21 protein-coding genes, 1 rRNA gene and 1 riboswitch are annotated in these 20,582 nt (G+C 63.8%); of the genes, 8 read left to right on the top strand and 14 right to left on the bottom strand.

Annotated features, from left to right (window positions below; translation table 11 throughout):
• Positions 1-3 precede the first annotated feature (3 nt).
• The 8 genes from CH296_RS17130 to CH296_RS17095 all read right to left on the bottom strand — a co-directional run bounded on the left by CH296_RS17130 (position 4) and on the right by CH296_RS17095 (position 9,078).
• Entirely contained in the window at positions 4-747 is a 744-nt protein-coding gene (locus CH296_RS17130; RefSeq protein WP_094685310.1) for an ABC transporter permease, read from the bottom strand.
• On the bottom strand, positions 744-1,523 hold the full coding sequence (locus CH296_RS17125; RefSeq protein ID WP_094685309.1) for an ABC transporter ATP-binding protein: 780 nt from the start codon (positions 1,521-1,523) through the stop codon (positions 744-746). The genes CH296_RS17130 and CH296_RS17125 overlap by 4 nt, the downstream gene beginning before the upstream one ends.
• Positions 1,520-2,455 (bottom strand): ABC transporter permease, encoded by a 936-nt coding sequence (locus CH296_RS17120; RefSeq protein WP_032393474.1) that lies wholly within the window; start codon positions 2,453-2,455, stop codon positions 1,520-1,522. The genes CH296_RS17125 and CH296_RS17120 overlap by 4 nt, the downstream gene beginning before the upstream one ends.
• Entirely contained in the window at positions 2,452-3,483 is a 1,032-nt protein-coding gene (locus CH296_RS17115) for a TIGR03842 family LLM class F420-dependent oxidoreductase (protein WP_032393473.1), read from the bottom strand. The genes CH296_RS17120 and CH296_RS17115 overlap by 4 nt, the downstream gene beginning before the upstream one ends.
• Before the next feature lie 3 nt (positions 3,484-3,486).
• Positions 3,487-4,908, bottom strand: a complete 1,422-nt coding sequence (hydA, locus tag CH296_RS17110; RefSeq protein WP_094685308.1) for a dihydropyrimidinase — start codon at positions 4,906-4,908, stop codon at positions 3,487-3,489.
• Positions 4,908-5,747, bottom strand: a complete 840-nt coding sequence (locus CH296_RS17105) for a nitrilase-related carbon-nitrogen hydrolase (RefSeq protein ID WP_197914655.1) — start codon at positions 5,745-5,747, stop codon at positions 4,908-4,910. The genes hydA and CH296_RS17105 overlap by 1 nt, the downstream gene beginning before the upstream one ends.
• A gap of 101 nt (positions 5,748-5,848) precedes the next feature.
• On the bottom strand, positions 5,849-7,363 hold the full coding sequence (locus CH296_RS17100) for an ATP-dependent DNA ligase (protein ID WP_094685307.1): 1,515 nt from the start codon (positions 7,361-7,363) through the stop codon (positions 5,849-5,851).
• A 137-nt stretch (positions 7,364-7,500) separates the two neighbouring features.
• Positions 7,501-9,078 carry a carboxylesterase/lipase family protein gene (locus CH296_RS17095; RefSeq protein ID WP_032393469.1) on the bottom strand — a complete coding sequence of 526 codons (1,578 nt, stop codon included), beginning with the start codon at positions 9,076-9,078 and terminating at the stop codon, positions 7,501-7,503.
• A gap of 98 nt (positions 9,079-9,176) precedes the next feature.
• Here CH296_RS17095 and CH296_RS29560 point away from each other — a divergent pair, with 98 nt between their 5' ends.
• The 6 genes from CH296_RS29560 to CH296_RS17065 all read left to right on the top strand — a co-directional run bounded on the left by CH296_RS29560 (position 9,177) and on the right by CH296_RS17065 (position 14,773).
• Complete coding sequence (locus CH296_RS29560) at positions 9,177-9,824, top strand: hypothetical protein (protein ID WP_045194396.1); 648 nt, start codon at positions 9,177-9,179, stop codon at positions 9,822-9,824.
• 118 nt (positions 9,825-9,942) lie between these two features.
• Positions 9,943-11,340 (top strand): sugar porter family MFS transporter, encoded by a 1,398-nt coding sequence (locus tag CH296_RS17085; protein WP_094685306.1) that lies wholly within the window; start codon positions 9,943-9,945, stop codon positions 11,338-11,340.
• 63 nt (positions 11,341-11,403) lie between these two features.
• Positions 11,404-11,503: riboswitch (TPP riboswitch) on the top strand.
• Positions 11,497-12,219 carry a TenA family protein gene (locus CH296_RS17080; RefSeq protein WP_094659210.1) on the top strand — a complete coding sequence of 241 codons (723 nt, stop codon included), beginning with the start codon at positions 11,497-11,499 and terminating at the stop codon, positions 12,217-12,219. Its footprint overlaps the riboswitch before it by 7 nt.
• Complete coding sequence (locus CH296_RS17075) at positions 12,216-13,229, top strand: ABC transporter substrate-binding protein (protein ID WP_094685305.1); 1,014 nt, start codon at positions 12,216-12,218, stop codon at positions 13,227-13,229. The genes CH296_RS17080 and CH296_RS17075 overlap by 4 nt, the downstream gene beginning before the upstream one ends.
• Positions 13,207-14,043 carry an ABC transporter permease gene (locus tag CH296_RS17070; protein WP_094685304.1) on the top strand — a complete coding sequence of 279 codons (837 nt, stop codon included), beginning with the start codon at positions 13,207-13,209 and terminating at the stop codon, positions 14,041-14,043. Before CH296_RS17075 ends, CH296_RS17070 begins: the two co-directional genes overlap by 23 nt.
• Positions 14,036-14,773 carry an ABC transporter ATP-binding protein gene (locus CH296_RS17065; protein WP_094685303.1) on the top strand — a complete coding sequence of 246 codons (738 nt, stop codon included), beginning with the start codon at positions 14,036-14,038 and terminating at the stop codon, positions 14,771-14,773. Before CH296_RS17070 ends, CH296_RS17065 begins: the two co-directional genes overlap by 8 nt.
• A 35-nt stretch (positions 14,774-14,808) precedes the next feature.
• On the opposite strand, the gene CH296_RS17060 is transcribed toward CH296_RS17065, so the two are convergent.
• The gene (locus CH296_RS17060) at positions 14,809-16,086 is read right to left on the bottom strand and encodes an LCP family protein (protein ID WP_094685302.1); all 1,278 of its coding nucleotides are present in this window, start codon (positions 16,084-16,086) and stop codon (positions 14,809-14,811) included.
• A gap of 20 nt (positions 16,087-16,106) precedes the next feature.
• Entirely contained in the window at positions 16,107-16,763 is a 657-nt protein-coding gene (locus CH296_RS17055; protein WP_094632299.1) for an FMN-dependent NADH-azoreductase, read from the bottom strand.
• 74 nt (positions 16,764-16,837) lie between these two features.
• Here CH296_RS17055 and CH296_RS17050 point away from each other — a divergent pair, with 74 nt between their 5' ends.
• Positions 16,838-17,200, top strand: a complete 363-nt coding sequence (locus tag CH296_RS17050; RefSeq protein WP_032393460.1) for a helix-turn-helix domain-containing protein — start codon at positions 16,838-16,840, stop codon at positions 17,198-17,200.
• Between the two features lie 15 nt (positions 17,201-17,215).
• On the opposite strand, the gene CH296_RS17045 is transcribed toward CH296_RS17050, so the two are convergent.
• Together CH296_RS17045 and CH296_RS17040 are read right to left on the bottom strand one after the other, a co-directional pair.
• The gene (locus CH296_RS17045) at positions 17,216-17,536 is read right to left on the bottom strand and encodes a hypothetical protein (protein ID WP_032393530.1); all 321 of its coding nucleotides are present in this window, start codon (positions 17,534-17,536) and stop codon (positions 17,216-17,218) included.
• A gap of 230 nt (positions 17,537-17,766) precedes the next feature.
• Entirely contained in the window at positions 17,767-18,537 is a 771-nt protein-coding gene (locus CH296_RS17040; protein ID WP_094685301.1) for a hypothetical protein, read from the bottom strand.
• 186 nt (positions 18,538-18,723) lie between these two features.
• Here CH296_RS17040 and CH296_RS17035 point away from each other — a divergent pair, with 186 nt between their 5' ends.
• Complete coding sequence (locus CH296_RS17035; protein WP_094685300.1) at positions 18,724-19,008, top strand: GNAT family N-acetyltransferase; 285 nt, start codon at positions 18,724-18,726, stop codon at positions 19,006-19,008.
• A gap of 3 nt (positions 19,009-19,011) precedes the next feature.
• Here the strand turns inward: CH296_RS17035 and CH296_RS17030 are convergent, their stop codons facing one another.
• Together CH296_RS17030 and rrf are read right to left on the bottom strand one after the other, a co-directional pair.
• Positions 19,012-19,227, bottom strand: coding sequence for a hypothetical protein (locus CH296_RS17030; RefSeq protein ID WP_094685299.1), 216 nt, complete (start codon positions 19,225-19,227; stop codon positions 19,012-19,014).
• 1,258 nt (positions 19,228-20,485) lie between these two features.
• A 5S ribosomal RNA gene (rrf, locus tag CH296_RS17025) occupies positions 20,486-20,582 on the bottom strand; the annotation flags it as partial.

Raw genomic sequence — 20,582 nt, 5'->3', positions numbered from 1 at the left:
CTCCTAGGTACGACGCCGGGACACGAGCTTCTCGAGCAGCAGAACAACCAGAAAGAAGAGCAAACCGACTGCGATGGCACCCATCACGTAGGCCCATGCCCGGGGGTAGGCCGTGTTCGCCGCGGCGGAGGTGATCCGCGACCCCAAACCGTTCTGCAGTCCACCGAAGTACTCGCAGATGATGGCAGCAATGACAGCATTGGGAGCGGCAACCCGCAACCCGGTGAAGATGTGTGGAACGGCGGACGGGAGGCGGACGATTCGGGTGAACTGCCAACCACCGACGGCATACGACGTCATGAGGTCGTGGTGCACGGCCGAGACCTGACGCAGTCCCTTCGACGCACTGACGAAGACTGGGAAGAACACGACGATGGTCACCACGAGGCGGCGCGGTAGATCGGTGGTCGAGGAGAACATCGAGTTGAACACCGGCGCGAGAGCGACGATGGGAACGGCTGCGGCACCCGCTGCCAACGGGGTGAGCAGTTCGTCGACGATCCGCAGGCGAACTGCTGCCATCGCTGCCAGGAGACCGAGGACCGAGCCTGCGATCAAGCCCACGAGAGCGTTGGTTCCCGTTGCCAGACTTGCCGATCCGATGTTTCCGAGGTTTCGCACGAATTGCTCGGCGATGGCGCTCGGCGACGGCAGCAGGAACGACGGAACCCCCGCGACGACCGTGAGCAACTGCCACAGTGCGAGCGCCGCCGCCCCGAACACCACCGGTGGCAGCCAGAGCTTCATCGCAGATCCGCACTTCGAACCGAACGGCCGTGCAGTGCATCCCGAACCGCGGTGATGGACGAGAAGAACTCCGCCGATTCGCGCGGATCGTCGTTCGTGTCGAATCTGTCGATCGTGAGTGCGTCGACGATCCGCCCCGGCCGAGCGGACATCACCACCACCCGATCGGACAGGTAGACCGCTTCGGGAATCGAGTGGGTCACGAACACCACTGCTGCGCTCGACTCCTCGGCGATGCGCAGTAGGTCGTTCTGCATCTTCTCGCGGGTCATCTCGTCCAGGGCACCGAACGGTTCGTCCATCAGCAGTAGTCCCGGCGTTCGGGCCAGCGCCCGTGCGATCGCCACTCGTTGCTGCATCCCACCGGACAGCTGGCTGGGAAACTTGTCGGCGAAATCGGTGAGTCCGACGAGGTCCAGTAGTTCGCGAACCCGTTCTGCGCGTTCCTTCTTGGGAACCTTGTGGAGTTCGAGCGGCAATGCGACGTTGGATTGCACTGTGCGCCACTCGAGCAGCCCGGCCTGCTGAAAGGCGATGCCGTACTTCTGATCGACGCGGGCTCGGCGAGCAGTCAGACCGAACACCGAGGCAGTACCGGACGTGGGTTGCTCGAGATCGGCAACGATACGGAGCAACGTCGACTTACCGCACCCCGAGGGCCCGATCAGCGAGACGAATTCGCCGGGGGCGATCGCGAGCGATATGTCCTCCAACGCAGTCACTCCCCCGTCGAACGTCTTTCCGACGCCCTCGACGAGTACCGCATGCTCGGTCATGACCGATCCTTTCGACCCGGCGAGCGACCGGCGTACCGACCCAGTGCGATGTCGAGCAGTGACACCAACCCGGTCACCACCAGTCCGAGCACCGCTGCGCCGAGAACGGCTGCGTAAAGGCGGGATGCGTCTCCTGTTGCCTGCTGCGAGAACACGATGATCTGCCTGCCGATACCGCCGGTCGTTCCGGTGGAGATCTCGGCGACCACGGCACCGATCACGGCAGCTGCCGCAGCCAGACGAAGTGCCGGAATCAGATGAGGCACCGAGGCGGGTAGGCGTAGTCGCACGAGTGTGGTCCACCATCCGGACGCGTAACTGTGCATCAGGTCCAACGCTGCCCGATCGGGTGCACGCAGGCCGCGCAGCATCCCCACCGCCACCGGGAAGAACGCAAGATACGACGCGATGACGGTGATGCTCATCCACGGCTGCCAGGCGTAACCGCCGATTGCGATCTTTCCGCCCCACCCTGCGACGAGCGGTGCCAACGCGATCAGCGGAACCGTCTGCGAGACGATCACATACGGCAGCACGGAGCGCTCGACCCACACGAATCGTTGCATCGCCACCGCCAGCACCAGCCCGACCACCGTCCCCAGCGCGAACCCGAGTACCGCGAGCCCGAAGGTGAACAGGCCACTGGACACGATCGCCGCACCGACACTGCGAGCCCCCGCGACGTTCACCTCCGGCTCGGTCAGCGCTGCCAACACCGACCACACGTGCGGTAGCGCTCCGTCGTCGGTGCGGGGCAGCACCCGCACGCCGGCGATACTCACCCCGTTGTCGGGGACGAGCACTTTCACCGACTCCCAGAACACCAGCAGCACGCCGACGGCCCCCACTGCCATCAACGGACGCCGCGCTCCTCGATGCGCACCGGCGGGAGCAGGCGTCACCACCGAGGCCTGATCGAGAACACCCGTCACGACGTCGCCGTCACGCTCGGGCGGATCTGCGGAATTATGCTCTCCCCGTACGCTTCCAGCGTCGCTGCCTTGGCATCGTGTTGCAGGTACACCGAGAACTGATCGACACCGAGAGCCTCGAGATCCTTCAGCTTCGCGATGTGATCGGCCGGGGAGCCGAGCAGACAGAACCTGTCGATCACCTCGTCCGGAACGAACTCTGCGTGCGAATTGCCTGCGCGGCCGTGCTCGTTGTAGTCGTACCCTTCACGCGCCGCGATGTAGTCGGTGAGTGCCTGTGGAACACCGCTGCCGTCGCCGCCGTACCGCGAGACGATATCGGCGACGTGATTGCCCACCATCCCGCCGAACCAACGACACTGATCTCGGGCGTGTTCGAGCCCTGCGTCGGTACCGTCGGTGACGTAGGCGGGAGCGGCGACGCAGATCGAGATCGAATCCGGATCGCGACCCGCCTGCTCGGCCGCAGCGCGGACCCGGCCGATCGTCCACGCTGCGATATCGGGATCGGCCAGCTGCAGAATGAACCCGTCCGCCACCTGTCCGGTGAGCTCGAGGGCTTTGGGGCCGTACGCCGCTACCCACACCTCGAGTCGGGACCGCTCCGCCCACGGAAACTGCACTGTCGTCTCCCCGATCCGGGCACTTCGCCCATTGGCCAAGCTACGGATCACCTCGATCGATTCCCGCAGCGTGGCAAGGGTTGTCGGCTTCCCACCGAGGGCGCGGACGGCCGAATCACCGCGGCCGATGCCGCAGACGGTCCGATTGCCGAACATGTCGTTGAGCGTCGCGAACGTCGATGCTGTCACCGTCCAGTCGCGGGTGGCGGGATTGGTGACCATCGGACCGACGGTCACCCGCCTCGTCGCGGCCAGAATCTGGCTGTAGATGACGTACGGTTCCTGCCACAGCAGATGCGAATCGAACGTCCACACGTGCGAGAAGCCATGTGTCTCCGCCTGTCTGGCCAGGTCGACCACACGGGACGCCGGCGGATTGCACTGGAGCACTACCCCGATGTCCATGGCTCAGATCAGATTCTGCGACAGGTCGCGCCGAACGAATCGGCCGTGTCCCGCAGTGCCGGAAAAGGATCCACCGTCGACGATGATCCGGCCACGCGAGATCACGGTGTCGACATGGCCGTCGATCTCGAAACCCTCGTACGCCGAGTAGTCCATGTTCATGTGGTGGGTCTTGTCGATGCCGATGCTGGTGTGTCCGTTCGGGTCGTAGATCACGATGTCCGCGTCGGCACCGGGGGTGATGACGCCTTTTCTCGGATACATCCCGAACATCCTGGCCGGGGTGGTGCAGCAGACGTCGACCCACTTCTCGAGCGTGATCTTGCCGCTCTTGACACCCTGGAACATCAGATCGATGCGGTGTTCCACCGAGCCGATCCCGTTGGGAATCTTCGAGAAATCACCGATACCCATCTCCTTCTGATCCTTCATGCAGAAGGGGCAGTGATCGGTACTGACGGTCGACACGTCTCCGGTGCGCAGGTATCGCCACAGCTCGTCCTGATGCCCCTCCGCTCGCGACCGCAACGGCGTCGAGCAGACCCACTTGGCACCCTCGAAGCCCGGAGCGCCGAGCTGTTCCTCGAGCGACAGATACAGGTACTGCGGACATGTCTCGGCAAAGACGTTCTGTCCGTTGCCCCGGGCCTGCGCGATCTGTTCCAGGGCCTGCTTGGCAGAGACGTGTACGACGTAGAGCGGTGCACCGGTGACGTCGGCCAACATTATCGCTCGATGCGTCGCCTCCTCCTCGAGCTGCCACGGCCGTGACGTGCCGTGGAAGTACGGGGCCGTGTCTCCACGGGCGATCGACTGAGCAACGAGAACATCGATCGCGATGCCGTTCTCCGCATGCATCATCAGCAGTGCACCCGTTTCGGCGGCGGACTGCATGGCGCGCAGGATCTTGCCGTCGTCGGAGTAGAACACACCCGGGTAGGCCATGAAGAGTTTGAAACTGGTGACGCCCTCGGATACCAACTCGCTCATGGCTTTCAAGGAATCGTCGGTCACGTCGCCGATGATCTGATGGAAGCCGTAGTCGACGGCACACTGCCCCGCGGCCTTCTCGTGCCATTGCGCCAGAGTGTCCTGGACGCGCTGACCGGGAGTCTGAATCGCGAAGTCCACGATCGTCGTCGTGCCACCCCACGCCGCTGCGCGCGTTCCGGTTTCGAAGGTGTCGGAGGCGAACGTACCGCCGAAGGGCATCTCCATGTGAGTGTGCCCGTCGACCCCACCCGGGATCACGTATTTTCCGGTCGCGTCGACGACCACGTCCGCCGAGGTCTTCAGGTCCGCGGCCAGGGAGACCGATCCGGGTGCCAGTACCGCGACGATGCTCTCGCCGTCGATGAGCACATCCAATTCCTGTGCGCCGGTGGTGGATACCACGGTCCCGCCGTGCACGAAGGTGGTGGCCATCAGGGTTGCACCAACGGGCCGTATGCGTCGGGTCTACGGTCACGATAGAAGGCCCACCGGTCGCGGACCACCTTGATCAAATCCATGTCCAGGTCACGCACGATTATTTCGGATTCGGAATCCGACGCCACCTCGCCGACGAATTTGCCTTCGGGGTCCACGAAGTAACTGGTTCCGTAGAAGTCGTCGTCACCGTATTCGGATTCGATTCCGACTCGATTGATCGCGCCGACGTAGTACTCGTTCGCGACGGCGGATGCGGGCTGTTCGAGCTTCCACAGGTAGTTCGACAGACCCCGCGAGGTGGCCGAGGGATTGAAGACGATCTCGGCACCGGCGAGGCCCAACGCCCGCCAACCCTCGGGAAAGTGCCTGTCGTAGCAGATGTACACACCGATTCGGCCGACCGCGGTGTCGAACACCGGCCACCCCAGGTTTCCTGGGCGAAAGTAGAACTTCTCCCAGAATCCGTTCACGTGGGGAATGTGGTGTTTCCGATACTTGCCGAGATAGGTGCCGTCCGCATCGACGACGGCAGCGGTGTTGTACAGAAGTCCGGGTTGTTCCTGCTCGTAGACGGGCAGAATCATCACGATGCCGAGTTCCTTCGCCAATGCGGCGAAACGATCGACGGTCGGCCCGGGTACCGATTCTGCGTACTCGTAGAATTTCGCATCCTGCAATTGACAGAAGTACGGACCGTAGAAAAGTTCTTGGAAACAAACGACTTTCGCGCCCTGCTCGGCGGCGGACCGAGCAAACCCCTCGTGCGCCGCGATCATCGATTCTTTGTCACCGGTCCACTTGCTTTGGACCAGAGCAGCTCGAACTGTGGACATCATTGGCACTCCATCTCTCGCTGGCTTGCACCCTCAAGATATTTTGCGCCGTGTTACGGGATCGTTCGTGCGGTTTCGTACGTATTAATCGTCCGAACTGTTCACGAGTGCGGAAGCAGTGCACGCACGGCGTCGATGGAGTCCGCGGTGGCAAGGTTCTTGTCGGGTCGATACCGGAGTACTCGCGCGAATCGCAGTGCAACACCGCCCGGATAGCGTGGGCTGACCTGCACGCCGTCGAGTTCGATTTCGACGATCAGCTCGGGTCGCAGGTACACGGTGTGCTCGTCACGCTCGCGCTCGTGTTTCGGGAATTCGTCGGTCTGCCATTGCAACAGAACGTCGGTCAGGCCTTTGAAGGTCTTACCGACCATGATCGGGTCACCGCCGTCGGGATCGCGAGCTCCGAGGTGCAGGTTGGACAGGTAACCGGTGCGACGCCCGTATCCCCACTCGGCTCCGAGCACGACGAGGTCGAGGGTGTGCTCGGGTTTGACCTTCTGCCAGCTCTTTCCGCGGCGGCCTGCGGCGTACGGAGCACCGAGCGCTTTGAGCATGATCCCTTCGTGCCCGGCGTCGAGTGCCGCGTCGAAATGGGCTGCTGCCGCGTCCGCGTCGGGCCTGACGACACAGGGAATTCGGTGTCCCGGTGCCACCCGGTCCAGTGCAGACAGACGCTGCTCCAATGGGGCATCGAGCAGGTCGACACCGTCGAGGTGCAGGCAGTCGAAGAAGTAGGGCTGCAGCAGTAGCTCGTGTGCACTCTCGGCACCGAACCGACTCATCGTTTCCTGGAAAGGTCGCGGGCGGCCGCTGTCTTCGAGCGCGAGGGTCTCACCGTCCAGGACCACGGAGTCGCACGGCAGCGCGAGAACCAGATCCACCAGCTCGGGCACACTCGCAGTGATGTCGCGCAGAGTGCGCGTGTAGATGCTCACGTCGGTTCCGGAGCGGTGCACCTGAATTCGCGCGCCGTCGAGCTTGTATTCGACGGTGACATCGCCGGAGAGCTGTTCCCATGCGCCCCGCAGAGACTCCGCGGGCGAGGCCAGCATCGGCCGGACCGGGCGACCCACCTCGAGCCGAAATGCGTCCAGCGCTTCGACGCCACCGGTGATGGCAGCGATCGCAGTGGCAGGCAACCTCCCCGAGAGCATGAATGCGCGACGCACCGAGGCCTGCGGCAGATTCGTCGCGGCGGCGACGGCGTCGACCATGATTCCTTCGAGCGCGCCCTGACGCAGCTCACCGGTGACGAGCCGGATCAGAAACCGACGCTCCTCGGCTGTGCTCCGGGAGAACAGGTCCGTCAGCAGCGCCACCCGGCGAGCAGCAGAACCGGCCCCCGACGTCGCCGCGACCGACGATATCGCCTCGTCCACCTCGGCAACCGTCAGTGTCGAATCCGCGGCAGCCGCAACGTCGAGATCGGCCAGCGTGCGCCAGCCGACACCTATGCGACCCTGCGGCAACTCCCCCGAGAGCCACGAGACAGCAGGCTCGATGTCACCGGCTGCCGCTTCGGCCAGGAGCGCGCTCAGCTGCTCGATCTTGACCTTGCGCGAGCGCGTCGCTGCCACGGCACGGGAGGTTTCGACGATCCTCGACATCAACACACACCGAACATAACCGCCCCCACCGACAGCGTGCTGACATCCAATTGTTACCGCTGTGACTCGAGCGACCCGTGTTGTTGCTGTTACGTTCGATTCATGTCAGCAACGTCCGTGCGACACAACGCACGGGCGACGTGTCAGCTGAATCCCAGAACGCGGTCGCCCCACGCAGCGCGCATGTCGCCGTCGGGGTCGTCGACGAGAGTGTCGGATGCATCGATCACCAGCGTCCAGCGCGTCTTCTCGGTGTACGGAGCCCAATGCTTGGACGCATCCAACGCAGCGGGGACGCCGTACCGCGCGAAAGCGAGCCAGCGTCTCTGCATCCGCGCAGACACCGCCATTGCCGGCTTTCGGCCACCGAGCCAGAAGGTGGGGTCTCGGTTGAGCGTTCCGAAATTGCCGAAGACGTACGGCAGTTCGGTCGCGTGGCCGGCTCCCACTCGTGCGGCCTTGAGCATCGGTGTCGCATGATCGAATCGGTACATCCATGTCGGCGAGTGCCTGCTGTGCCCGTCGGCGATCCACACGCTCGGCATGAGGAATCCCGCGTCGCGCGATATGGCTTGTGCCCCGGCCGGTTTGTCTCGGTCCGGGTATGCCGCCATGATCTCGGCCACTCGATAAGCAGGCAGATCCGCGTGGTCGTGAGCGATGGCGCGGAACATCTCGGAGACCGTGTCGGAGGTGATCGGCATCAACGGAGACTTCATGAATCGAAAGATCGAGGGCTCGTCGTGGTTGGTGCCGATGATCAACGGGATCTTGTGCGAGAGCCCCTTCTGGAAGGCAGCCACGGGATAGCGCGGAACGATATCTCCGTCGACGACCGGCGAAAGACCAAGTGTCCCAGGCACTGTCGTCGGGATCTCGTAGCAGAGTGTGTCACCGGCGGTGACCAGCCTCGTGAAATGCATGTCCAAGAGTTCACCGATGTCCGCCGGCTCGACGCCTACCAACTCCAGGAACCTCGAGGCCACCGCGGCTCCGCGTTCGGGGCCGTACACCGAGGTCGCAGGCGCGCTCTGCACGATCGCTCTCTGGAACAGACCCTCGGCCTTCGGCGAGGTCATCAACGTGGTGACCGACGCTCCCCCGGAGGATTCGCCGAACACCGTCACCTGATCGGGATCGCCGCCGAACGCCGAGATGCACTCGCGGACCCACTGCAGTGCGGCAATCTGATCTCGCAGTCCCAGATTGGTCTCGAAGGTGTGCTCGTCGGTGGAGAACGACGACAGGTCGAGGAACCCGAACGCACCGAGACGAAAGTTGATGGTCACCACCACCACATCGCCGTTCTCGCTGAGGTTCCTCCCGTCGTACACCCGCTGTGCCGACGATCCGAGCGAGTAGGCGCCGCCGTGGATCCAGACCAGCACCGGCCGCAGTTCTGCCTCGGGACGGGGAGCCCAGACGTTGAGCGTGAGACAGTCCTCGGAAATCGACAGCGACGGATCGATCGGCACCGGACTGTCGCGGCCCTGCGGAGCCATCGCACCGAACTCGAGGCCGTCGAGCACTCCCGCCCAGGGCTGCAACGGTCGCGGCGCGCGGAACCGGAGCTTGCCCACCGGAGGCGTCGCGTAGGGAATACCCCGCCAGGCCACGATCGGCGACGTATCGGCATCGACCGGATAGCCGAGAACCTCGCCGTAGGGCGTGCTCACGAGCACGGTCGAATCGGACGCAGCGGAGTCGGACGCGGTGACCATGGAACCTCCCGTTCGGTCGTTGCCCAACGTACCAACATCAACCGTCCCCTCGGCGACGTTACTTACAGCGTCGACGCCCGCGAGCGAAGGAACCGGCGATGAAGAGAATCGGATGTGTCGCAGTGGCAGTCGTCGGAGCATGCATGCTCGGAGGGTGCGGTGCGAGCGGTGAAGGCGACGGTCCGATGGCAACCGTGATCACCGACCGCCCCACCCCGGTCGCCACGGCTCCCTCCGTGCCCTCTGCCACGTCGGCATCACCGTCCACCACATCCATCGCCACGCCGACGTCCACCACGGTGGCGCCGACGAGTCCTGCTGCAGCCCAGGCAAAGCCGCAGGACTACGCAGGTAAGGCACCCGGTTGGTACTACTTCTCGAGCCCCAGCGGAAAATTCGAGTGCGGTATCGCCGTCCTCGAATCCTCGATCGCCGGATGCCACGGATCACTCCCCGATTCGGCACCCGAGGTTCCCGGCAGCGGAGCGTCGGGGACGGCGGTGAAACCGAATGCCGTACAGCTGATCGCCGGGTCCCCGGCGAAGTTCGAGAGCCTCGGCGATCCCAAGTTCCACCGTTTCGACGGGCCTGCGACGGCCTTGCCGTACGGCGAAGTTCTCACCGTGCCCGGAAGTGGTTCCACCAACGGCCTGCAGTGCAGCGTCGACGAGAAGACCGGGGTCACGTGCTCCGATCAGGTCGGCCACGGTTTCACCGTCTCGAACGAGGATTTCGACCTTCGCTGACGGTCTCGTTCGCGCGGCAAATTACCAGGCGTAATGTCCGGGGACGGTACGACAATCCCTGCCGTACGGTCTCCCCAGCGGCCGACGCCCGTGCGCGCGGCCGGAAGGTGCATCACACATGAATCAGACCTCGGACCGCCACACAGCGAAGGTCATCGGCGTCAGCATCGCCGCTGCTGTGGGCGGGTTCCTGTTCGGCTTCGACAGCTCGGTCATCAACGGCGCTGTCGACTCGATCGAAGATCATTTCCTCCTCGGCTCGTTCACCACCGGCTTCGTGGTGGCGATCGCCCTCATCGGGTGCGCAGTGGGTGCCTGGTTCGCCGGCAGCCTCGCAGATCGTTGGGGACGCAAGAAGGTCATGCTGCTGGGCTCGGCCCTGTTCGTCGTTTCCTCGATCGGCTCGGGATTGGCGTTCAGCGTCCCCGACCTGATGCTCTGGCGAGTGCTCGGCGGACTCGGAATCGGCATCGCTTCGGTGATCGCACCGGCGTACATCGCCGAGATCGCTCCCGCCAAATGGCGCGGTTCCTTGGCCTCGCTTCAGCAATTGGCCATCACCATCGGCATTTTCGCTGCTCTGCTGTCCGACGCTCTTCTCGCCGGTGCCGCCGACGGCGCGTCCAACGACCTGTGGTTCGGCATCGAGGCATGGCGCTGGATGTTCCTGGTCGGCGTGATTCCCGCTCTCGTGTACGGGTTGCTGGCAACCCTGATCCCGGAGTCTCCGCGTTACCTCGTCGGTCAGCATCTCGACGAGGAAGCGGCCCGCGTACTCGCCGAGATCACCGGTGAGCTGCACCCGGACGAGCGCGTCCACGAGATCAGGCTGACGCTGCGCAAGGAATCACGCTCGTCGTTCGCCGATATTCGCGGGCCGAAGTTCGGCCTGCAACCCATCGTCTGGGTGGGCATCACGATGGCCGTGCTGCAACAGCTGGTCGGCATCAATGCGATCTTCTACTACTCGACGACGCTGTGGCGTTCGGTCGGCTTCTCCGAGGATCAATCGTTCACCACCTCCGTGATCACCGCTGTGATCAACGTGGTCATGACGTTCGTGGCGATCCTGTTCGTGGACCGAATCGGTAGGCGCAAACTGCTGATGGGGGGTTCGGTCGGCATGTTCGTCGGGCTCGTCATGGCGTCGGTGGCATTCTCGCAGGCGACCGGCAGCGGCGACGCCGTCACGTTGCCCGCTCCGTGGGGTGCGATCGCGTTGGTCGGGGCCAATCTGTTCGTCATCTTCTTCGCCTCCACATGGGGACCGATCATGTGGGTCATGCTCGGTGAGATGTTCCCCAACCGCATGCGTGCCATGGCGCTCGGCATCGGTACCGCAGCCAATTGGATGGCCAACTTCGCTGTCACGCTTGCCTTCCCGCCGCTGACGTCGTCCGTGGGGCTGTGGGCGATCTACGCAGGATTCGCTCTGTTCGCCGCGCTCTCGTTCTTCTTCGTCAAGGCCAAGATCAGGGAGACCAAGGGCATGGAACTCGAGGACATGCTGGGCTGACGCCGGACCGCAGATGCAGGGGCGGCACCAGCGCCACCGGGTGAGCGGTGTTACTGTCGCTTTCGTTCTGACACGGGGTGTGTCCGCCGATGCGGATGCTGAGATCAAACCCGCCGAACCTGATGCAGGTAATGCTGACGAAGGGATGTCAAGGCGATGACGCCTGTTGTATCTGCGGACCCGGTCCGCTTCACCGATCTACTGTGGGATGCGTCCGAGAACATCCGACGCGCGATCGACGACCTCGAGTTTCTCCGGCTTCTCGGAGCCGGAACACTTCCGCTCGATGCGTTCCGTCGGTATCTCGAGCAGGATTCGCTCTATCTCGGTGGGTACGTCAAGTCGCTGTCACTACTGGCAGCACACGCACCGAACCCGATCGCCGGAGCGTTCTGGGCGAGCGCCGCCGCCAGCGCGATGGACGAGGCCGCCTCGCACGAAGAGATGCTGACCGGTGGAGCGCTGCCCGCGTCGACCCGGACACCCGAGCCTTCACCGGCATGCCTCGGTTACACCTCCTACCTCACCGCGATTGCGGCAACCGAACCGTATCCTGTTGCAGCAGCGGCTGTTCTGCCGTGCTTCTGGATCTACGCCGACGTGGGCCGCTCACTCGCCGGTGCCGCGAGAGCGGTTCTCGATCGCGATCCCGACCACCCGTACGCGCGGTGGGTAGCCGCGTACGACGCACCCGAATTCCATGCGATCGTCGACGCCGCAAGGACATTCGTGGACGACGCGGCGGCTGCCGCGACTCCGGTACAGCGAGAGCAGATGATCGACGCCTTCGTCGTGGCATCGAGGTACGAATTGATGTTCTGGGACAGCGCTTTGCATCCCACTCCGTGGCCCCTGGCCGAGAGTGCGGTGCACGCATGAGAACCGCTCGGATCCTCGCCGCGTTGGCGGCGGCCGTCGTTGCCGCGACCGGACTGGTGGGCTGCTCGCAGTCGACGGAATCCGACACCATTCGATTCGCGTTGGACTGGACGCCGAACACCAACCACACCGGCCTCTACGTGGCGCTGCAGGAAGGCTACTTCGCCGACGCCGGTCTGGACGTGGAGATTCTGCCGTACAACAACACCGCGGCGGACACTCTCGTCGATGCCGGAAACGCCGAATTCGGTATCAGTTCACAGAGTTCGGGTGTGTTCGCCACTTCGGCGGGCGCGCAGATCGTCTCGGTCCTCGCGCCGCTCCAACATTGGGCGACCGGCATCGGTGTCCGCGCAGATCGAGACGACATACCGAGCCCGAAGGCACTCGACGGCAAGGTCTACGCCGGCTTCGGCGAATCCGGTGAGCAAGCCGGACTCCAGCAGGTCATCGAGAACGACGGTGGCACAGGCGAATACGAGACCGTCGTCCTGGGAACCTCGGCGTACGAGGCGGTGTATTCGGGGACCGCGGACTTCACCGTCTCCTATTTCGCATGGGAAGGCATCGAAGCCGAGCACAGCGGAACCCCGATGAAGTACTTCGACTACACCGACTACGGCTTTCCCGACGCCTACGCCATCACGATCAGCGGCAACGAGCCCTGGCTCGCAGCCCACCCGGACCAGGCCGAGAAGTTCGTCCAGGCTCTTCAGCGCGGCTACCAACTCGCCGCCGACGATCCGGACAAGGCCGCACAGGATCTGATCGACGCCAATCCGGGAACGTTCACCGACGAATCGCTGGTCTTCGAGAGCCAGAAGATGCTCGCGGCGAAGTACATGAAGGACTCGTCCGGCGAAGTAGGACGACAGAGTATCGACAAGTGGACGGCGTACTCCAAGTTCCTGTACGACAGTGGCGTGTTGGCCGATGAGAACGGCGCGCCTCTGACCGCGGAGCCGGATTGGTCGACCTACTTCACCAATGACTACCTCGGCGATCGATGAGACGGTGGCCCCTGATCGAGGTTCCTTCTCGCTCAGCGGTATCCGAGCCTCGCTGCGTTGGGCGTGGCCGGCGCTGACCATCGTCGTTCTGATCATCGCCGCCTGGCAGATCTACGTCGAGATCAGTGGCATCCGCCCGCAGGTGCTGCCGTCCCCCGGCCGCGTGGTGGTCCAGGGTTGGGCGCAACGCGATGCGATCGCCGAGAACGCAGCGGCAACCCTGCAGGTGACCCTCGTCGGGTTCGCGGTCTCCTTGTCCCTGGCCTGGTTGCTGGCCATCGCGGTGGACTTCTCGCCGTGGCTGCGTCGCGCGTTCGTTCCCCTCTTCGTCGTATCGCAGACGCTTCCGATCATCGCGATCGCGCCACTGTTGATCATCTGGTTCGGCTTCGGGCTGCTTCCGAAGATCCTGGTGATCGCTTTGGCGACGTTCTTCCCGATGGCCATCGGACTCATTGAGGGTTTCGCGGCGGCCGATCGAGACGCGCGATCGCTGCTGGCCAGCATGGGTGCCTCGCGCTGGCAACAGTTTCGATACGTGCGGCTACCGTCGGCGCTACCCCGGTTCTTCACCTCCCTGCGCATCGGAATCACCTACGCCGTGGTCGGCGCGATCTTTGCCGAATATGCCGGGGCCAGTGCCGGGCTCGGCATCTACATGAGCCAACAGAAGAACTCGTTTCGTACCGATCTGGTTCTCGCCGCGGTCGCCGTGACGGCCGTGATCAGCGTGGTCCTGTTCGTCTCCACCTTCCTGGTGGAGCGGTTCGTTGCGCCTTGGGCGCGCCACGGGTCGGTTGGTCTTCATGTCTGACCCCGACACCTGCATCGACGTTCGCGATCTCACCAAATCATTCGGCGACAAGCCCGTACTCGACGGTGTGTCGTTCAGTGCTGGCCCCGGCGAGTTCCTGTCGATCATCGGCCCGAGCGGTTCCGGTAAGAGCACGGTGTTCAACATGCTGGCCGGACTCGACAAGCCCGACTCCGGCTCGGTTCGAGTACCGCCGTGCGCCTACATGCCGCAGAAGGATCTCCTGTTTCCGTGGCGTTCGGTGCTGGACAACACCACCCTCGGGCTCGAAGTGCAGGGCGTTGCCAAGAAGGAGGCGCGTGCGCGGGCACGCGAGCTGTTCCCGGTGTTCGGCTTGGACGGGTACGAGTCGGCCAGACCGTCCGAGCTCTCCGGCGGCATGCGCCAGCGGGCGGCGCTGCTGCGCACGGTGGTGCAGGGACGATCGGTACTACTGCTCGACGAACCCTTCGGGGCACTGGACTCGTTGACTCGAAGCGATATGCAGGCCTGGTTGCAGCAGGTCTGGTCGGAGTTTCGGTGGACGGTCCTGATGATCACGCACGACATCCGCGAAGCGGTATATCTATCCGATCGCGTGATCGTTCTCTCCCCCAGACCGGCATACGTTCGACGGCAGATCGAGGTGGCGCTGCCCCGTCCACGCGGGCTCGATATCGTCACGACGCCGCAGTTCGCGGCGGTCGAGAAGCAGTTGATGGACGTTCTGCTCAACGCGCCGACGCCCTGACCGATACCCGCTGGCGAGTTCGGTCGACGCTGGGCTCAGTCGACGCAGGGAATGCCGCCGTCGCTGTGCACACCCTCGTCGGGGGCTGCCGCCGGATCCAGGGACGGATCCTGTGCGGCGACCTCGAGCGGGGGCGGCGTCGTTGCGGGATCAGCTGCTGCGGTGGTCGGCGGTGCCTGCACAGGTACGTCGCCGATCAGCCGGGCTGCCTCGGCCCGGACGTCGTCGACGTCGACGAGATTGACGTCCTGCCCGTCGATCGTGTCGTAGCCGGTGATCGGGAGCGTGTAGAAATCGATGTCTCCCTGCATAACTGCACCGGCTTCGCCTGCGAGCTTCACCGGATCCAAGGACGCGTCGATCACGACGTCGTTCTTGGTACCCGCGACGAGCGCCCGGAGTTCGCCGATGTTCGCCATGACACCGGAGGTGCTGAGCTTGGCCATCACTCCTGCCACGAAGGCCTGCTGCCGTTTGGTTCGATCGAGATCGCCGTTGTCGAGGCCGTGGCGTTGCCGGACGAAGGACAGCGCCTGCGAAGCGCTCAGTTCCTGCGCCCCCGCGGCGAAGTCCGCCCCCGAATAGTTGTCGTGTACCGGATTGTTCAGGCACACCTGAATCGGCCCGACGGCTGTCGCGACGTCGTAGAAGCCCAGCAGGTTCACCTCGGCGAAATGATCGATCGGCACGTCGAGCAGGTCACGAACCGCGGTCAACGTCGATCGCCGACCCGCGTCGCGTGCTCGACGCTCACGTTCGGCCGAATCGGTGACGCCCTCGTCGAGCAACTGTGTATCGGCGTCGGCTTTGGCAAGTCCGTACGCCTCCTTGATCTTTCGCTTGCCGTATCCGGGAACGTCGACGTAGTCGTCGCGAGGTATCGACAGCGCAGTCGCCCTCCCTCCGTCGGCCGGAAGGTGCACCAGCAGCAGTGTGTTGGTGTTGTAACCGCCGACGTCGCTGTCGCCCGCATGCAGCGCATCGGTGACGAACTCGGCAGGCAGGTCGTTGCCGTCCATGTCCTTGCGGCTGTCGAGACCGATCAACAGAATGTTGGTGTCCTCGCCGTTGCCGCCAGGATCATTGTTCGCGATGCCGTCGAGCGCGTCCGAGGTGGTCAGCCCCGTGGTGGCTTCGCGGTACACCGCGAACCCGATTCCACTCACCGCGATCGAGGCAACTGCCGCAGTGGCGACGACAATTCGGCCGATTCGGAGTGCGAGACCGCGGTTGCGCGACGGCGTCCTGATGCGATGGCGCCCTGATCCACGTTCACCGCGGGTGGTGTCGTTACCTGGGCCGTTCGAGAGCACCTCGCCAGGCTACTCGGCGCTCACCTGGTGGTTGCTCCACCCAATCGCAACGCAAGATCGTCGACGGCGGAGAACGCCGCCTCGAGATTGGCTCGTGCCTGCGGAATCTGCGGTGCGAGCGCCGGCACCCGCTCGGCGAGTGTCAAGTCGACCGGGACGAAGTGGACGTCCATCCCCAGCGCAACTCCGAGCACCTGTCGCAGTTGCGCGGTGGTGTGGTCGGAGGACGCGTTGTCGGTACCGGGGGTGTAGTCGTTTCCCCGACTGGTCACCACGACCACGGGCTTGCCGACGAGAGGTGCCGTGTCACTGTCGAACGGAACAGTGACACCCGGAACGTGTACGTAGTCGATCCATGCCTTCAGGGTCGACGGGATCGACCAGTTGTACATCGGCGCGCCGATCAGCACCGCGTCGGCCGAGATCAGTTCCTCGATCAGTTCGACCTGCAACGCCTCGGCGGACGGCTCCACGATTTCGTCGGCGGTTCGCAGGCGAGGTGCCCAGTGCAGCGCCGAGGTGGGTAGGTGGGGCAACGGACTCGAATGCAGGTCTCGATGGATCACCGAGTGGTCGGTGCCGATGCCATGCCAGGCGTCCGAGAAGCGGGCCGTCACCCGACGGCTTGTCGAACGATCCGGGTCGGCGGACGAATCGAGGTGCAACAACTGTGGCACTGGAACACTCCTCACATGCTGGGTGCTCCGAGCCTATGCGTACCGACGCCCGCGCCCACTCCTATCCTGGACGAATGGACTTCCGATTCGTCATGCCTGCTCTCGAGTCGCGATCGGCCAACTCGTTGGCGGCAGTCGTTCACGAGCGAACCGGAGCGGACGTCGACCTCAGAATCGGCGGTTCGGAGGTTCGACTCGACGACGCATCACGCAGTGCGGTCTTGGAACTTCTGACCCAACTCTCGACCGGCCGGGCGGTGGCCATCGGAACCGTGGACGAGTTGTTGACCACTTCGCAAGCTGCCGAGGTCCTCGGTGTCTCCGACACCTACGTCAGACGGTTGGCCGACGCGGGCGACCTATCGATCGAAATGCGCGGCACGCACCGACGATTCAGGCTCGAAGACCTTCTGCGGCAGCGTGATCGATTCCGGTGAGGGTACGCGTTGCGGTCACCCTGCCTCGCGTTCGATGTGCTGGGACTGGACGGTCATGAGATCGCGAAACGCTTGCCCGGCAGCCAGCCAGAGTTGTTCGGAGTCGATGTAGTCCACCCCTCTGATTTCGACATCGCCCAGGTACGCGCCGACGTCGACCGACAACATTCCGATGACCGAAGAGACGTCGGCATCGAGATAGGTGGATTGGGTGTTCTGCAGCTCGCGGAACTGAGCAGAGAAGAACTCGGCCGGGATTCTCCGATCGACGAACTGGGCGATGAGGAACAGAAAACGGGACGCATGGGCTGTGCCCGTCCGGAAGGAATGTTCCATGGTGAAAACCTCTCCCCACGGTCGACAGCACCCCTCGCACTGTCGACCGTTGAGCTCGCTGGTACCCGAATTTCGATGCGCGGACGAACTCTCGAACATCGATTCGACCCAGGGGCTAAAGCAGGGAGCTCGTCCTACCAGCGCTAGGTTAATCGGACCTTTGTCCCGTTTTTGGCGGATAGGCCAATTTAGGGAGCAATCACAACAGAGCAGTCATGCGCTGTGGTTTCCTACTGAAACGACCCCAGCGGAGCTCGATCCGGAGTGTCCAGCTGCCAGAACTGCCAACCGTCGCGCTCCTCGACGTCCCCACTGATGTGCGTGGCTACTGCACTGGCTGCGACGGAGGGATTGTCGAACCGTCGACCCTCCATCGGCCCTGCGGTGATCTCGAGTCGTTGCGTCTCGGGGTCGTAGCGGCCGCTCAGCCGATAGCCCTCGCAGTCGGCAACGACGCGTACCCGGTTGTCCACAACTTCCTCTTCGACGGCCGCCTTGGCCGACTTACGAGGCGTCTTCACCCGTGGAGTACGAACCCACGTCTGTTCGGGTCCGAGATCGACCGTTGTGTCCAAGGTTGCACTCAGACCGAGCAGGTCCCAACGCTCACTGCCGTGCAGCACTCTGTCCACCGCGATCGCATGATGCCCAGTCCTGGTACGGAGGGGCGAATCCTGGACCCACAGGTCGACTTCTCCGCGAATGTCTGTGGCCATCTCCTCGGACGAGACCATGTAGAAGCTCGGCTCTTCGTTCGCGAGATCGACGAACACCCAATACGAGGATCCAGTGTCGTCACTCTCGAGCGATTCGTCCTGCCTGCGGGCTTTCCAGTCACCCGTCACCTTGGATCGCACTCGGACTATGCACGAGGAACTGCCATCCATGGACCAGACCTGCACGGGATTACGCCGCGACGTCGTCAGCCGCTCTGCGCGACCACCGCGCTGAGCGACGGTTCGAATGAATGCCTTGATTCCCCGGTCGGATGTGTCTTCCACGGATTGCCACCTTCAGCCTCGAGAGCGCCCCGTACTTATGAAGAGCGGTGTTGCGACGGGTGGCGCTCGCACGACTCGGTTTCTCTCACCCTACTGCGTCGATGCGTGCTCGAGTAACCGCAGAACGCTCCGCGGGACGAGTGCCGGTTACGGTGGTGACACCGAACTCGGCGAGGAGGTACCACCATGACTGTCGAGATCACCCATGACAGTGCCGACCATCGATTCGAGATTCATGTCGATTCCGAGTTGGCGGGCTACTCGGAGTACCTGGAATCGGACAGTTCCAGAACGTTTCATCACACTGTGACGCTTCCGCAGTTTCGCGGCCGAGGACTTGCCGCTGCGCTCACCGAATTCGCTCTCGACGACACCAGCACGCAGGGACTCCGCGTTGTCCCTACGTGCTGGTTCGTTCGCGACTTCATAGCAGCCGCGGGTGATCGCTACTCACATCTGGTGGAGACCTGACTGTCACCGGCTGAGCGACATCACCCCGATGCCGATCTCGGAGTCCGATTCGCAGTCGTTCGAGGCCACCGATCCCATGGCCTCACTCTCACGTGAATCCGATTCTGCGACAACTGCTTCGGCAGCTCTTTCTTCTGCCACCCGACGCCGTTCGTAATTCTGCACACCACGCGCGACGCGTTGTCGATGTTCGTTCAGGATCTCTTCGTAGTGGTACATCTGTTCTCCTACAACAAAAGTGGACGCCGGACACAGGGCATTGTTGTGCGGCGAAGTATTGGTCAGATTGCGAAATTGGGTCAACCGATTAGCACCGGTTGGGCCGAAGGCTTACTCAGAGAGCATGATCGGCGACCATGGCAAACCGCGTGCAGACAACTCGACGGCGTGCGTAATTCATTTCCGCTGCCATTGTCCACCTCCACGGTCTCTGCGATGTGCCTGTGTCACGATCATGCACGGCCGCCGCCCCGAACTCCACCGATTAAATTCGACGCTAGAGGCGCACGCGTTGTGGTCCACGAATCAGGTTGGCATAGCGGCTATTTGGCAACCAGTAGGCATTGCGGACGACATAGGCCGACGCAACGAACCGACACACCGTGTACTGCCCGATGAAACTCCCGTCTACTGCCACCGGAGTCGAGGTCGAGAGTCCCAGCTCGCAAACGCGCGCGCGTTCGCGCTCCCGTCGGCAGCCCGCACTCGCGTCACGCACCGGCACCCGACTTCAGCCCCGGAGTTCAGCCCTGGGTGTCCGCAAATGCGCGCGCCTTTGTCGGGTGCGCGGGAAATGGCGGGTGTCCGAGCCGCGATTGTGCGCGCGGTTGGCGACTGCGCGCGCGTTTGCCCCCTGTGGGTGTGAGCTCATCCGGTCGGGTGGAGGCTGAGGCCCGCGTCGATGGTGGTCGACATTCCGCAAATGCGCGCGCGTTCGTCAGCTGCGCGGGGATTGGTGGGTGTCCCGGTTGCGATTGTGTGCGCGGATGACAACTGCGCGCGCGTTTGCCCCCCCCCTGCGGGTGCGAGCTCATCGGGTCGGGTGGAGGCTGATGCCGGCTGCGCTGGTGGTCGGTGGTGGTCGGGTCGAGATCGGGTAGGCGCTCGCTGCTGTGCGGTGCTCGCCATTCTGCAAATGCGCGCGCGTTCGTCGGGTGCGCGGGGATTGGTGGGTGTCCGGGGTGCGATTGTGTGCGCGGATGGCGAATGCGCGCGCGTTTGCCTCCTCATGACGGAGTCCGCATTCGCCTCGCGCGTCGGCATCCGGCCTGCGATCCTCGTGTCCCGCACGTGCGCGCGCGTTCGTCGGGTGCGCGGGGATTGGTGGGTGTCCGGGCTGCGATTGTGTGCGCGTATGGCGATTGCGCACGCGTTCGCCCTCGGAGGGGATGGGGGGTGGCGTGAGGTGGGTGTGGTGTGGTTTCGAAATGCAGAACACCCCCGGACCGGGTGGTCTGGGGGTGTTCTGGGAAATTGTGTTCGGCGGTGTCCTACTCTCCCACACCCTGTCGAGTGCAGTACCATCGGCGCTGGAGGGCTTAGCTTCCGGGTTCGGAATGGGACCGGGCGTTTCG

Origin of the sequence: Rhodococcus sp. 14-2496-1d, assembly GCF_002259365.1 — a bacterium.
Classification (GTDB): domain Bacteria; phylum Actinomycetota; class Actinomycetes; order Mycobacteriales; family Mycobacteriaceae; genus Rhodococcoides.
This window is presented reverse-complemented; position numbering and strand designations above follow the sequence as displayed.